General features: G+C 52.2%; 9 protein-coding genes and 1 pseudogene. 3 read left to right on the top strand and 7 right to left on the bottom strand.

The genetic code is table 11. The features are described from left to right. Positions 1-8: 8 nt before the first annotated feature. Together KRAC_RS32005 and KRAC_RS32000 are read right to left on the bottom strand one after the other, a co-directional pair. Entirely contained in the window at positions 9-2,708 is a 2,700-nt protein-coding gene (locus tag KRAC_RS32005) for a glycoside hydrolase family 78 protein (protein ID WP_007914500.1), read from the bottom strand. Positions 2,709-2,900: 192 nt separating this feature from the next. After that, entirely contained in the window at positions 2,901-3,953 is a 1,053-nt protein-coding gene (locus KRAC_RS32000) for a LacI family DNA-binding transcriptional regulator (protein WP_052568756.1), read from the bottom strand. A 662-nt stretch (positions 3,954-4,615) separates the two neighbouring features. Between KRAC_RS32000 and KRAC_RS31995 the strand changes: the two genes are divergently transcribed. The 3 genes from KRAC_RS31995 (at position 4,616) to KRAC_RS71895 (ending at position 8,514) form a co-directional block, all read left to right on the top strand. After that, on the top strand, positions 4,616-5,875 hold the full coding sequence (locus KRAC_RS31995) for a hypothetical protein (RefSeq protein ID WP_052568754.1): 1,260 nt from the start codon (positions 4,616-4,618) through the stop codon (positions 5,873-5,875). After that, entirely contained in the window at positions 5,875-8,187 is a 2,313-nt protein-coding gene (locus KRAC_RS62905) for a tetratricopeptide repeat protein (RefSeq protein ID WP_007914493.1), read from the top strand. The genes KRAC_RS31995 and KRAC_RS62905 overlap by 1 nt, the downstream gene beginning before the upstream one ends. 108 nt (positions 8,188-8,295) lie before the next feature. Next, positions 8,296-8,514, top strand: coding sequence for a hypothetical protein (locus KRAC_RS71895; protein ID WP_007914491.1), 219 nt, complete (start codon positions 8,296-8,298; stop codon positions 8,512-8,514). Here the strand turns inward: KRAC_RS71895 and KRAC_RS79045 are convergent. The 5 genes and pseudogenes from KRAC_RS79045 to KRAC_RS31965 form a co-directional block, all read right to left on the bottom strand. Further along, positions 8,477-9,400, bottom strand: a pseudogene (locus KRAC_RS79045) (NAD(P)-dependent oxidoreductase); the annotation flags it as partial. The gene KRAC_RS71895 and the pseudogene KRAC_RS79045 overlap by 38 nt on opposite strands. A gap of 674 nt (positions 9,401-10,074) precedes the next feature. Next, on the bottom strand, positions 10,075-11,385 hold the full coding sequence (locus KRAC_RS31980) for a toxic anion resistance protein (RefSeq protein WP_007914482.1): 1,311 nt from the start codon (positions 11,383-11,385) through the stop codon (positions 10,075-10,077). Between the two features lie 36 nt (positions 11,386-11,421). Further along, a complete protein-coding gene (locus KRAC_RS31975) occupies positions 11,422-12,555 on the bottom strand; it encodes a hypothetical protein (protein WP_007914481.1) in 1,134 nt (377 codons plus the stop codon). Positions 12,556-12,569: 14 nt separating this feature from the next. Continuing rightward, on the bottom strand, positions 12,570-13,193 hold the full coding sequence (locus KRAC_RS31970) for a 5-bromo-4-chloroindolyl phosphate hydrolysis family protein (protein WP_007914479.1): 624 nt from the start codon (positions 13,191-13,193) through the stop codon (positions 12,570-12,572). A gap of 13 nt (positions 13,194-13,206) precedes the next feature. Then, a complete protein-coding gene (locus KRAC_RS31965; RefSeq protein ID WP_007914477.1) occupies positions 13,207-14,859 on the bottom strand; it encodes a VWA domain-containing protein in 1,653 nt (550 codons plus the stop codon). Positions 14,860-14,900 lie beyond the last annotated feature (41 nt).

Below are 14,900 nucleotides of genomic sequence, written 5' to 3'. Positions count from 1 at the left end.
CGTAGTAGCTATTTTTGCTTTTTTACCTCAAATGTGTATGAACCAGAAACAACGTCAAAGACCGTAGAATGTTCTTCGTCGCGCACAAAGCTTACCCCTTCGGCCGCTGTTGCCGCGCTCCCTCCTTCAAAAATCGCTTGCCCCTTCTCACGCGGCACGTACACCAGGGCGCTGCTATTGGCTGGAATAGTCACCTGCAAAATGAAGATATCCTCATGCTGCTGCCAGTGGCTGACGATTTTTCCCAGCGGCGAGTCAAATTCAGCTTGCGCATACGTCAGGCGAGGGTTGGGATTAGGTCGAATCAAGATGTGCTGAAAGCCTGGCTCCTGCGGGTCAACGCTGATGCCCGCGACATACTCATACAGCCACTGCCCCACTGAGCCAAGCGAGTAGTGATTAAACGAGTTCATACCGACGTCCTGGAATCCTCGCTCCTCTGTCCAGCCATCCCAGCGCTCCCAGATCGTCGTCGCTCCGTGTTTGATAGAGTAGCCCCAGGAGGGAAAGGTGTCATTGAGCAAGAGGCGGTAGGCGACATCGTTGTATCCGGCCTCGGTCAGCACCGGGCAGAGGTAGCCTACACCCACAAAGCCTGTTGAGAGATGCCAGCCCTTCTTCTCAATATCCTCTACCAGGTGGCTTGCTGCCAGCGGACGTAGGGCCTGTGGCAAGAGTCCCATGCGTAAGGCGAGGAGGTAGCAGGTCTGCGTCTCGCCCTTGATGCGCCCATCGTCAGTGACATAGGCTCGGCAGAATGCCTCGCTGATCTCTTGGTACAGGGTGCGATATTGTTCCGCGTCTGTGTGTCGCTCCAGCGCCTCTGCAACCTGCTCCATCAACAGGGCATCATAAGCAAAATAAGCGGTTGCCAGCACATCCTTTGGTGTCTCGGCGTCAATCGAGAGCCAATCACCATAGTTGTTGCCTGTCTTGTGAACCCAGAGCAGATCAGGGTTAGCCTCGCGAACATAGTGTACCCAGCGCGCCATGGCTGTGTAATGCCGCTCAAGGACGCGTCGGTCTCCGTACATCTGGTAGAGCGTCCAGGGGACAATAATGCCCGCGTTGCCCCAGGCGGGGGAGGCATCATTTTGTACAAGCAGGCGCGGCGAGACTTCACCAAAGGCTCCATTTTCAGCCTGGGCATCGACGACATCCTGCATCCACTTGCTAAAGAAGGCCGAGACATCCATGTTGTAGCAGGCCGTGCGAATAAAGATCTGGGCATCACCCATCCAGCCCAGCCGTTCATCGCGTTGAGGGCAGTCGGTTGGGATACTCAGGAAATTGCCGCGCTGGCCCCAGGTAATGTTTTTTTGCAACTGGTTGACCATGGGGTCCGAGCATTCAAAGGTGCCGCTCAGTGGGGTATCGGAGTGGACGACGCAGCCACGAAGGGCGGAGAGGTCCGGAATGCCTGTATAGCCAGTCACTTCGATATAGCGGAAGCCATGAAAGGTGAAACGTGGCTCAAAGATCTCATCGCCACTGCCTTTGAGGATATAGCTGTCGGTTTGCCGGGCGCTACGCAGATTCTCGGTATAGATGGTCCCATCGGGACTGCGCATCTCTGCAAAACGCAGTTGTACCCGCTGTCCAGCCTCGCCTCGCACGCGCAACTGGACCCATCCGACCATGTTTTGTCCCATATCATAGACATAGACCCCCGGCGAGACCTCTTCAATGCCTTGCGGGTGCAGCGTCTGTGTCGCACGTATGGGCTGGTCCGGCTGGGCAACCAGCGGAATGGCGTCCTGCTCCCAGGCTGAAACTGGCTGCCATGCCTGCTCTCCCCCCTCGTTATAGTCCGCCTGGTCCCAGTGTCCAAGCTCCAGACGCGCATCGTATGCCTCGCCAGCCAGGAAATCGGAGTACAGAATGGGGCCTGTTGTTCCCTTCCAGGTTTCATCGGTCACAAATGCCTGGCGGCTGCCATCAGTATAGGTGACCACGAGTTGGAGGAGGAGACGAGGCGTCGTTCCATAATGATGATAGTTCTGTTTGCCATTGAGGCCAAAGCCTACATGCCCGCAGTACCAGCCGGTTCCCAGAATGGCCCCCAGAGCGTTCTCCCCCTGGTGTACCTGCCCAGTAACGTCATAGGTCTGATACTGCACTCGTTTCGTATACTCGGTCCAGCCCGGTGCCAGGCAGGCATTGCCGACGCGCTGGCCATTGAGATGGGCTTCGTAGAGTCCCCTGGCGGTGATGTAGAGGCGTGCCCGGCTCACAGACTTCTCACAGGTAATGGTGGTACGCAGGTAGGGACTGGGCTGCAAGCCATGCGCTTCATGTTTCGCAACTTGATTGGCCATGCCGATCCACTGCCCCTGCCAGTCGGAGGGCTCCAAGAGCCCTATCTCCCAGTGGGCTGCCTCGCTGAAGGCTGAGACATTGCCCTGCGCATCCCAGATGCGTACCTTCCACCAGCATGCCTGTCCTGAACTAAGGGGCCGGCCAGCGTAGGGAATGTGCTGCGACTGCCTGGAGTGCACTTTTCCGCTATCCCAGAGATCTCCCTGGTCTCTTGCCAGTGTTGCTTCGTCGCTGGCCACAAGAATATGATATGCTGTCTGGCGTGCCCCGCGCTGCTCTGGGTGTGCCGCAAGCCCAATCCAGCTCAAGCGCGGCTCGCGGCAGTCAATGCCCAACGGATTGTCCAGGTATTCACAGCGCAAACGTGCCGGGATAATCTCGATCGTCATCGCGTTTGTATCCTTCCTAAATACAATGCTCAGTATCCTACTGAACCAGGAAAGTGGTTAGATACTGTTCACCACTGAACAATATGTTCTGTCATCATTATCAAGGTAGAAGCCAGAGGACAGGGCCACGCCAAAGAATGATGAACTCGTGAGAGAAGAGGCAAATACAAGTGATCGCCCTCCAAAGAACGTTCACACGGGTGCAGGGCCGGTTGACGCGCGAACAATCAGTTGTACATGCGTTTCCAGGTGCTGAAGAGGGCGTTTGGGATCAGCGATGCGCTCGATGGCGAGCCTGGCAGCCAGTTCCCCCTGTCTTCTGAATTCCCCGTCAACAGTTGTTAAAGGGGGCGTCATATAAGCAGAAATAGGCGTATTATCAAAACTGATGACACTTATATCCTGTGGTATCGCAATGTTTGCGACATGTAATGCCCGATACACGCTATGTGCCAGGAGGTCATTCACAACCACCAGGGCGGTCGGTCGCTCTTCTCCCACGCATCGAGCGAGTAACTCCTGGCAGGCGCGGTACCCGTCTTCAAGCGTTGGGCCGCAGCGAGAGATCCACCGCTCATCAACTGGGATACCCATCTCCTGTTGTGTCTTTAGACAAGTATCCAGGCGCATTGACATCTGCGGATTGGCAACTCCATAGATATATCCAATACGTCGATGTCCAAGCCCCGCCAGGTGCTCGATGACCTGGCGCTCTCCGCTGGCCTGCTTCATCAGCACAGTGTCCAATTCATCGTAAAAGGTGATATTGACAATGGGATAGTCCTGTTGCAACACCTTGTGAATTTCACTGTGAAGCGCATTGCCAGACCAGACGATAAAAATAAGGGCATCCACTAATTGGTGGGTAAGCATGTGCAGGGCCGCACGCTCCTCTTCAACCTGAAAATCGGTGATGCGTATATTAAGGTTATATCCATGCTGTTGCGCATACGCTTTTGCCCCCTGGATCATTTCATAATAGTGTGGATTTCCGGCTTCAGGAATAACAAAGCCCAGGGTATGTGATGCGCGGCGGGCGAGGTTGCGCGCCGCTGCATGCGGATGAAAGTTTAGCTCAGCAATAGCATCACGCACACGAGCCTGGGTCTCCTCAGAGATACCAGCGATCATGCCGTTAATTACAAAGGAGACGGTGGTTTGTGATACGCCAGCCAGCCTGGCGACATCGTAACTGGTAGCTCTCTTTGCACGTGTTCGCTTTTTCTCTACCGCTTTTTTCTCCATCTCTCTCAATCTCGCTACTGCAATAATGCCCATTACTAATTCGCATTAGTTCTCAATAGTATAAAGAACTGGCGTGATAGTTGTCAAGCCAAGCGCTCAGATCTCTTTAAGTGGCTGGTTCCACCCACTTATTTAATATATTAGTTGCGGGAATAGCTGCAGAAGAAGATTTTGGCGTAAATTGACTAGAAGGTGTCATATCTTTGTCCTGGTAAAATTCTTCTTTTCCAGGTATCCTCCTGAATGAGACCGTTTCTACAGACAATTGAGGAGCGGGCAGGTATTGCCGTTTTCTAACTGTCCTTTAGAGCAGGAATATATGGCTCGCTCTTGAAAAGAATTGCAGATTTTTGCATCTTCCTTCATTTGCCAGTAGAAACATAGTAAATGCCTTGTAAACGAATGGAAAGGAAGCCTCACCTATGAAAAAGATTGTTGTCCGCAAAACCCAGGCCGTCAAATTGACTTCTGGGTCGACTCCGCTCTATGGGATGTGCATCTATTAATCAGGTGAGAAGCCTTTGCAGCCTCGTTTGCAAAGGCTTCTCTCGTCTCTTATGCGATCTTATGCGGAAACCAACGTCACTCTCGTGACTAGCGCTTCGCGCTCAGGTTTCCTAATAGGTAGCACCTGGAAAGCAAAGAAATTCTGGGGAGGCTATGTGAGCGCCAATACGCCTATCTCGTTCTATCCATTAACTTTTGTGCCGGATTCGCCCGATGTAGTCGTTGGACGGAAAGATATTGACAGTTACGCCGTTTTTCCGGAAGATGGGGCAGCATTGCTACAAATGCTGCAATCTGGGGTTAGTCCTGAAGAGGCAGCACACTGGTATTTTGAGCGCTATGCAGAACCGATTGATATAGAAGATTTTCTGCAAACGCTCGGCGATTTGCAGTTTATCCGTAATGGCAGAGATAAAGAAGTAGTGCCTCCTTCCACACGATCATCTATCTGGCAGTCCATAGGTCGGGCCACCTTTTCTCCATTGGCCTGGATTATCTATAGTGCCATCCTTGGATACTCTCTCTACGTTATGATCCGTTTCCCTTATCTGCGTCCGGGTTATCACAATCTTTTCTTTTCACCTTATCTTGTCGTGCTGGAATTGGGGCTTTTCTTGGGGCAATTCCCCGGCATCCTTGTTCATGAACTCTTTCATATGCTGGCGGGGAGGCGTCTGGGTATTCCTTCACGCCTGGGGATAGGCCGCCGTCTCTATATCATTGTCTTTGAGACCCATTTAACAGGTTTATGGAGCGTGCCGCGCCAGGCACGTTATCTGCCTTTTCTGGCTGGTATGCTTGCAGATCTCCTCTGGTTCGCCCTTCTGACTACCATTGCTAGCCTGACCTATACTCCTGCTCACCCATTCTCATTCCCTGGAGCCTTCTGCCTGGCTCTAGCTTTTTCTACCTTATTGCGTTTTATTTGGCAATTTTATTTCTATCTACAAACGGATATCTACTATGTTTTTACCAATATTTTGCGCTGCGTCGATCTTCAACAAACAACGTGGCAATATCTCTGGAATCGGATTTACCGCCTACTCAAGCTCACTCACAAAATACGGGATGAAGATGCATGGAATCCTCGTGATAGACAGGTCGCCCGCTGGTATGTTTTTTTCTTTGGAGCGGGATACCTCTTCACTCTGGGTACTCTTTTCTTTGTTGGTGTACCAACCGCATTGAGAATTTTCTCTGGTATAGTGGCAGATTTACTGAATCATGCAGCTTTTAATCTCAATTTCTGGGATTCTTGCGTGTTTCTTCTTCTCAATGGCATACAAGTTGCGGTAGTCGCCTGGATTTACTGGCGTGAACGCAAGGCGCGCAGAGCCGCGGAACGTTCCTTATCTGCCATGAGTCATGAGAAAAACCTCTCACCTGATTATGTTGAAGAAAAAGGAGTTCTATAATGTCAGCACAGCCTTCTCACATCTGGCTTATCGCTCCTTCCCGGCGAGGCAGACAAAACGTATGGAATACCTTGAAAGCAGGAGCCTCTTATGAGGTCAATTGCCACTGGCATCACTGTGGTCCGTATACTGGAACTTGTACATTGCTGCGTCAATTGGTTCCTGAGGTGTACCGACAGTTTCCCGAGCATGTTCGAGCACACGCAGTTGAGATTCTTTCTATCGCACCCGAACTCCGTTCGACCTTTTCTGTCTCTCACGAGACGCTGACTTCCCTGGCCATTCCAGAAGAACGTACACGCTTTTATTCGCATACCAGAACGTTGCGTTTAGCACATGGGATCATCGATTTCCTCAAAGGATGCCTTAGCCTGAAGATATACAGTCATCTCTCGCTTTATTTTGAAGATGTGCAGGATGCTGATACACTGGATCAAGAATTCCTCAGTGTACTCTTGAGGCGTGCTGACCCAGCTACGTTGACTGTAGTTATTGGCACAACCTGCGATCCTTTACCTGAGCAGTTGCAAACTGCCCTTGCAGATCACACCCACCAGATTCGCGTTGAACCCCAGGACACTGGCGAGTATCTTCAGCTACTCCAGACGTGGCAGTTCCCGCAAGTATGGCAAAGCTGGCTGCTGAAACATACCGAGGGATGGCCAGAAGAGTACGAACCGTTACGTGATCTCTCACAACATCTCAGAACAAGCATGCCACAAGGGGAAACGTTTGCCCTGGGCATGCAGGCAATTAGCGAGCAAGTGCCGGCTGAACAAAATGTGGCCTGGGCACAAGCCTTTATCGCATCTGACTGTACAAATGATTCCATGTTGGAACGCCTGGCCTATCAGAGATTGGATGTTTCTACGCGCCAGAGGTGGCATGACGAACGGGCGGACTGGCTGGAACAACAGCATGAATGGTCGCTGAAGCTGGGGGCTATCCCTTATCATCGCGAGCGAGGCAGTTCTCCCGCCAATCAGGGAGCTGCGGCCCTGCAGGAAGCGCTCGATTACTGTCTTAACATGGGCTATTACAAGGCTACAGTCGACTTTGGCTATCGCGGACGTGCTGTCGTCAATTGGACAGAGCAAGAGCAATATTACTGGATATTTACGACCAAAGCGACGACCTCCCTTGCTGCCCTGGGGCGCCCCGAGGAGGCGGAGAAGCTTTACAACGAGGCACGCGCACTCAGTAAAAGAGCCAAACTGCACATGCAGGCTGCCTATGCCACTGCAATGCTTTATACACGTCATCTTCCAGAAAATCGGCGTGATCATCTACTGGCCAAAGCCTGGATTAACGAGGCGATTGCGATTGCCAGCCTGCTTCCTGACGCCAAAGAGCGAGCGTTTCACTCGGTTTTTAATCAGAACGGCCTGGCTCTGATCGAGACTCATCTGAAGAATTTCCAGGAGGCTCTGCGTCTAGTGACAGAAGGACTGAAGCGCCTCGATGAAGAACTGGAACCAGGCGAGCACATGCTGCATCGCTCGGTATTGCTCTATAACAGGGGCCAGGTGTATGCAGGGATAGGGGCCCTGGAAGAGGCTCTGGCCGATTATACCGCTGTCATTACCCAGGATCCCTATTATAGCGAATATTATCTGGAGCGTGGCAATCTCTACCGCCGCCTCGGACGTAATGAGGAGGCTTTGGCCGATTATGAACGATCCGTTTTCTACAGCCCGCCTTATGCTGAAGCGCACTTTAACCGCGCCAATGTACACTCTCTCTTTGGTCATGATGAGGAGGCCCTGGCCGATTATAGCTACGTTCTGGAAATTGATCCTACGTATCTGGATGCCTTGATCAATCGCGCCAGTATCTTTTACGAACAAGGAAATTACACCGCCTCCCTTCAGGATGTAGAACGCGGATTGCAGCAGGATCCGGAAAATGCCCAGCTACATTGTACTCTTGGCTTGCTCTTAATGGCACAGGAGGATACCGAGAAGGCTGACCAGGCTTTCTCAGCTGCCCTTCAACAAGATCCTTTACTCGTTGCGGCCTGGACAAATCGTGCAATCCTTGCCTTCGAGGAAAACAGGATCGAAGCTGCTATTAAGGATCTCTCTCAAGCGCTGGCATTAGAGGAGAATCCAACCGTTCTCTATAACCGGGGTATCGCTTATCAAGCTCAAAACCGCTGGCAAGAAGCCATCAACGATTTCACACAAGCGTTGGCGTTATCCAATGAAGACGCGCAAGATATTCTCTATAGGCGCAGTTTTTGCTATACGCAACTAGGGGATACTAATCAGGCTCAGAGAGATCTTCAGGAGCAGCAAGTGTTAAGGCCATAGAGGGTGAATGGACCGCGACACCATCCCGAAAGATGTACGCTTTGTGCGAGTGGTTTAGACAGCGAGACTGGCTAGCTGAAGGGGTGGGCGATCCTTGACGAGACCACCATGCCAGTACAGCAGCTCAAGGGCGATTATGTGCGCGACGAGCGTTTGCAGGCACGCGAAATCACGGATCTGCTGGGGATACTCGACGGCGCAAGGGCATATCGTCCCTCCTGTGGCGTAGTGCTTGACCGCGACCCCTTAATGCAGAGCCTGAAAGATAGGCTGCATGAGCCCCGTATTCTCAGGATGGGCAAGAGATTCCAGCGAAGGCTTCCATAAACTGGATGATGGCGGAAGCATCTTCTTCGCCCACGCCGCGCATCGCAGCCGCGGCTATTTGCTGCGCTACCGCTGTCGTTGGCAGAGGCGCGGACACCTCAAAGGCCTCATCGAGCATGAGATGAAAGTCCTTGTGCATCAAGGCCAGGGCAAAATCGGCTGGATACTCCCTCTGCCGCGCGTGCTCAAGATCGGCTTGTTGACGAGGAGAGACAACCGCTGTCTGCTTGAGGACATCGATGAGTTGGTCTCTTTCAAGCCCGGCCTTTTCTCCGAGCACGAGTGCTTCCGCCAGAGCCTGCCTGCCCAAGCCCAGCAGCATATTGACCACAAGCTTCATGGTTGTCCCTTTTCCGCTTGAGCCCAGATATATGCTCTGCTTTCCTAGCACATCAAGGATGGGTTTGCAGCGCTCATACGTTTCCCGCTCGCCACCAACAAAGATGACCAGGCTTCCCTGTTCGACTTGAGGCACGCTGCCAGAGACGGCCGCGTCAATCATCGACACGCCCTTTGCTCGCGCGGCCTGGAAAAGATGGCGCGATGTCTGCGGGGCAACGGTGCTCATATCGATGATCACTGACGAGGCATGCGCTCCCGCCAGCGCACCATCTGGCGCCAGCATGACTGCTTCCAGAGCACTATCATTCGTGACACAGGAGATGATGACTTCACAGCTGGCAGCCAGCTCTCTGGGCGTCTCGGCCACCAGCGCCCCAAGTTGGCCCATGGCCCGTGCCCGCTCCGCTGTGCGATCATAGACCGTCAGGTGATAGCCAGCACGTAGCAGCCTGGGTACCATATGACTTCCCATATGCCCTATGCCGATAAAGCCTATGTTCGGCCTGGAATTCTCCGTTACCGTCATTGCCCAGTTCCTCCATTTCTTCTGCTTGCACGAGAGAGCCTATGCATATCCTCCGATATACACTATTTTACCCCCCGACCTATGGAAACTGTATCCGTCGTAGACAGGGCTGTGAGCTTGCCCTCGCCATCGACAAGATAGCCCACGAAAGGAAAGAGAATCACGAGAAAGCATCATGCCTGGCTTTCTCGTGATTCTCTTTCCTTTCGTGGTGCCATCCCCACCCCAGAGGTAGGTCGGCATAGGCAGAAGACCCTCTAGCATGTGAAAGGGGCCTTCTGTCTATGCTGATCTGCTCGATGCTAGCCGCAAAGTTCGCTCATGAATTCCTGGAGATCCTTATCATTCTGCCAGAAGCGAGCTGCCGCGCGCAGAGATGCAGCAAAAAAGAAATCTTTGGCAGCTAGCGCGTGCATAATAGCCTCCCGCGCCATTCAAGGTGATGGAACTTGAAAGAGAATGATCCCTATGTCGCTTGTTGATGGCGAAATGGATACGCTTAAACAGGCAGTATTATATGGCGCGTTGGCCAACAACGAGTGTCACGCCAAGCCGTTCGAGGGCCTGCCATATGTCCGGGCATAGAGATCAGTGTTACAGAAGCTTGGAGTCGCGTGAATGAAGAGCTCGTCCCCATAATGGTGGTGAGCTCTTCATTCACGCTTTCGAGCGTTCATCCACTGAGGAGTGGATTATAGCTGTGTTGGAGGTGGGAGGGTAGGCGTTTCGGCCTTACGTACCAGCATATCCACCACTTTACTCTGATGCTCAATGAGCCTGGTGCTGACCTCATTGGTGGCGGCAGAAATGACCTCGCTCGCCTTCACCATGGCATCGTCGTTCTCAGCGCGCCGTAATTTCCCTTGCTCATAGGCATCAATGATGGCCTGCGATTGCCTCTCAACTGCGGCGGCCATCGCGGAAATCGTTGTTGGAGTGAGCGTAGGCGTCTCAACCGCGTTGGCAATCAATGGCACAATTTGATCTCCCGCCTGAGAATACGCCGTAAGCCACTCGTTTGCAGAACTGGCAACGATCTGTTCCAATTGCGCGGCCTGCATACTTTGAATCATCATGCGCCATTGCAGGATCGTTCCTAACATGACCGGGATCGTCAGGTTCATCAGCAGATCCAGCTTTTGGGCCAGGGAGACATCCAGATCGCGCATATTTGTGACCTGGGGAGATGTCGTCCACCCGACGAAAAGGCGGTTTTTATACTCGGCGATCTTTATCTCCATGTTACGGGCAAACTGGGCCAGGTTGCGTTTACGCTCCTCTTGCTGGTGATCAAGCGTAGGGGAGGTAACAGTAATACCCTGTCCCTCTTCAACTGCCAGGTCGCGAATGATCTCCATTACGGCAATAGCGGCTATAACCTGCTGAATCTCTTCTTCATTTTTACGATACAACTGGTCATAATAGCCGACATTGCGGAGGATCTGGTGTTCGCTACCCACGAGTTCCTTCTTCACGCGGTCAATCTGCTCCTCAAGCTTCATGGCATCTTCCATGAGCGCCTGTAGAAGGGATTTCATACGACCAAAGAAGCCCCCAATGCCGCGCGCCCACTTCTCAAGCTTCTCACGCGTCTTATCATTGCTGACGTCGTATTTCTGGCGTATCTTGCGCATCTCATCATTGAGTCGACGCATGATCTGAGTCAGTTCGGGAATGTCGACCGGTTCGACCTCTTTTAAGAGACGGTTAATGAGCGTGTTCATTCCCGCGACCGAGTCACTACCAAAGGCCATCATGATCTGTGTGTTTGCCAGCATCTGGGGATAGAGTTGTTTAGCGTACTGTTGCGCTCGCTCATAGCTCTGCGGATCCAGCAGGTCCTTACACACAAGCTGCTGCCGGGTCTGCTGGCTCTGCGCGTACTGAGACATGAATGGATCGGCGTCACTCTTGGGAGTCGGGGCTACCTGTACGGTAGAGCCTGCTCCGGGAACCATTGGAAACGACACTTTAAAGCTTGGAACCGCATTTTCCTCTGCCACGCTGATCGTCCTTTCTTTTCTCTCTCAGTAGTGAGATTAACACTGTTTACTATCTTTCAGGCAGTTATTCAAGAGTGTAATGACCTCTGCTGAAGGGACGTTAATCGAAGAAACGGTTTCTGCAAGAGGGAGTTTGGGAAAGTCTTTCACGTTGGTGATACCCAGTTGGACCGAACGAAAACCGTATTTTCGCCAGGCAATCTGCTGAATCTTCGGGTCCTTCATTGCATCGATAAAGCGCTGTGATTTCTTGTTCAGCGCCAGGATCGGGTGATCGCTATACACGGTTGGGTCAGGATAAAGAACGTTGACGTCCTTTAACTGGGGATATGTGAGGGACTTCTCGATGATCTGCGATTCATAGCCAGAATAAAGCGGGGCGCGAAATTCGCCGCCCTGGTTCAGCCACTGATCAAAGCCAAAGCTTGAGCTTTGTGCTTGCAGTCCCTGCGCATCGTAGAGGGCACGTATTGTAGGCAAGACGCTTTTGGCCTGCGCAACGTTGGGGCTTTTATGCGCGTCATTGGTCGCGATAATGGTTAGCTTCAGCAGGTAGAGGATGAAGCCGCTGTTCGATTCTACCGGATTCGTGCTGCCAATCTGGATGGGACCCTGCAACTGCTGGGCCCCCAGATCCTCCCATTGTTTGCCCTTGAGGACGTATTCGAGGAGCAGCTTCTTCATATTTACGATGAAATAGTTGTTCCCACGCTTTGTGACAATGCCAGCTTTCTGCAACGCTGCCGTACCGTTAGGGCCTGCATAAATGACTTCAGGGCTACTCAGCACCGTCTCGGCGCGGTAGGCTTCGAATTCGCTGGCTTTATGTTGCGCTTCAAAGACTGTCTGTGAAGCGATACTAGAGGGCCAGAGGCAATCTAATCCCTTTTGTTTGATCTCACTCGTTGACATGGTGGCCTGGGCAAGTGAACCCATAGATTGAAATTGAATATTCAGGCCATATTTATTATGCAGAATTCCCTGTATTTCAGTATCCTGCATCAAATCATTCTTCTCACTTCCTCCCACACAGGAAATGCTGGTCTGGGGAACTGGCGTTGATGCAGGTGCAGCCTGTGATGGTTTCAACACAGTGACGAACACAATCAGCACAACCAACCCAATTGTCAGGCTGACTGCTGACAACCCAAAGCGGATGGTACGAGTCATTAGCGTTTTTCTCCTCATGCCAATCTTCTATATTTGGCTGCATCAAGCATTTGCACATCGACGTCAAGCGCGAAGGTATCCCCATCTTCGAGCGCGATGGTGCTGGCAACAATATACTCATCAAAGGACTGTAATCCCTGCTGAATCAGCTCTCGCTTGACGGCGGGGTCTTTGTAGTAGCGCGGGTAGGCTTCGATATCGACATACTTCTCTGTTACGGAGACAACCTGTTGTAAGTAGTTGTCGATTCTCTCCGTTGACGAGAGAAGCTCAGCAGCGTTCTTGGCACGGACCCGCGTGATAAGCTGGTCAACATCATGACAGATTTGGCCCAACAGCGTCGCTGTGGCTTGATGGCGTATTTGGGCCGCGAAGACATTGATCTGGCGTAGTTTGAGTTGGACGAGGCGTACCTTCTGTTCGGCCTCGTCGAGATAGGTATCGAAGCGTGCCTCTCGCTCGCTGCGCCTATCTAGAAGGAGCCAGGAGGCGCCTGATGTACAGAGGCTGACAATGGCAGCGATGCCCAGGGCGATCCAGAGCGACCACCCCGCGGAGGTCAGGAGATAGTAGGCGACGAGAAATATCGCCACCCCTATCCCAAGTGCTATCCAGGTCGCATACCGTGCGATCTTCATCGTGGTCTCCTACCTATTTATACCCTGTCGCCTCACGCATTGCATCGACCATATTATCCTTTTTGGTCACTGACCCATGCGTTGCAGTCGAGATTTCATTCAATTGCGTCACGTCGGCATCACTGCCAAAGGCCACCGAAATGACAGGCACCCCTAGTGAGGCGACCGACTGAATGATCTGATCGACGCCATTGCCCTTCTCGCTCTGTCCATCTGTCATGACGATAATCAGCCGTTTGCGGTTTTCATTTGGCTGCTGCTTGAAGAGTTCAACGGATCTCTGTAAGCAGGCATACATATTGGTCCCGCCGTCCGGTTCGCGCGCCTGAATATTGTCATACAATCCTCGCATCTTTTGCGGATCATTGCCCTCGACCGTCCATGAGCCATCGGGACCGGCAGCGATATCACTGTTAAAAACCATGACCGATGTGAGGTCTTGCGGATGCGTTTGTAGCAGGTATTGGCGCGCCTTCGTTTGATCAAAGAGCAGTTCCGAGGACTCCTTCAACTGGTCCCATCCGCCATTGCTCCCCATTGATCCGGAGCCATCCAGGCAGTAAATGGTATGTACGGGGCGGCGGTACACCGTCTGGTAGTTATCCAGCGCGGCGTTAATCACATCTGGAGCAGGGTACGTAATTGCCTGCTGGCGCAGAGTCGCTTTGATACCCCAGTCAGGATTGAACGTTGTCTTGTCGACGCCGGTGAGAGAGAGACCACCACCGCCAGCCGGTCGACGACCGAGCTGAAGCAATTTCTGCTGAACATCTGTTGACAGGAGGTATTGCTGGAGTTGGTGGAAGTTCTGTTCCTTGGCGCTATTCGCATTCCCGGCATGGGGGAGAAATCCCATGGGGGCATCGGCAATCGCCAGAGACTCTTTGGGATAGACAACGTAGAGAGGCTCCTGTCCCTTCGCCACAAGCTCCTTGTTGTGTTCGATAGCCAGGGCTTCATAGGTAAACAAGGTCCGGCATTTCTCTTTATTGGCAATACAATTGTTCATGAGCGTACCAGTTGAAGGGGGAGTCTGATCCATCGCCCGGATAAACTTGGTAATCCCTTCCTGGACGGGCTGTGAATTCAACTGTTGCTTTGAAAGGGGGACACCTGCTTTGTTGCCTGCAAAGTAATTCATAAATCCGAAAAAGACGGTCGCACCACTATTGGACTGCGAAGGATTCGTCAGCCAGGCAGAGGTCTTATGCGACTCGACGGCGGAGAGAATTTCGGCAACGGAGATATCATCGCGCCCAACGAAGCCTAGCTTCTGCATCTCTGATTTCCAGCCGGCATAAACGAGTGGTGTGATGAACATTGGCTGGACGCTCTTGAGCACATTTTTTTCATCGCCTATCTGCTCAAACACAGAACTCGCGAACCAGAATACATCGTACGCCCCACCACCTTGTTTGAGTAAGTATGACTGATCAACGCTGCCCTTGAGCACAAAGTTACAGGTGAAACCCTTCGACTTGCACCATGGGACAACGATCTGTTCAAGAATTGTTTGCTGTTCGCTGCCCGCGATAATATTCAGTACTTTAGCATCATCTGTATACTGAAGGTCTTGCTTGGTAGTATTCTCAGTTCCTCCACACCCCGTAAGGAGCATGCTCGTCAGCAGCATGCTTAAGAAAAGTGTCAGGAGCTTTTTCGGCATGGATCCTCCCTGATATGTGAAATTAGCACCTTTTTCACTAT

It is taken from the genome of Ktedonobacter racemifer DSM 44963 (assembly GCF_000178855.1).
Classification (GTDB): domain Bacteria; phylum Chloroflexota; class Ktedonobacteria; order Ktedonobacterales; family Ktedonobacteraceae; genus Ktedonobacter; species Ktedonobacter racemifer.
Note: the sequence above shows the minus strand (reverse complement) of the source record. Positions and strands in the feature narration are given on the sequence as shown.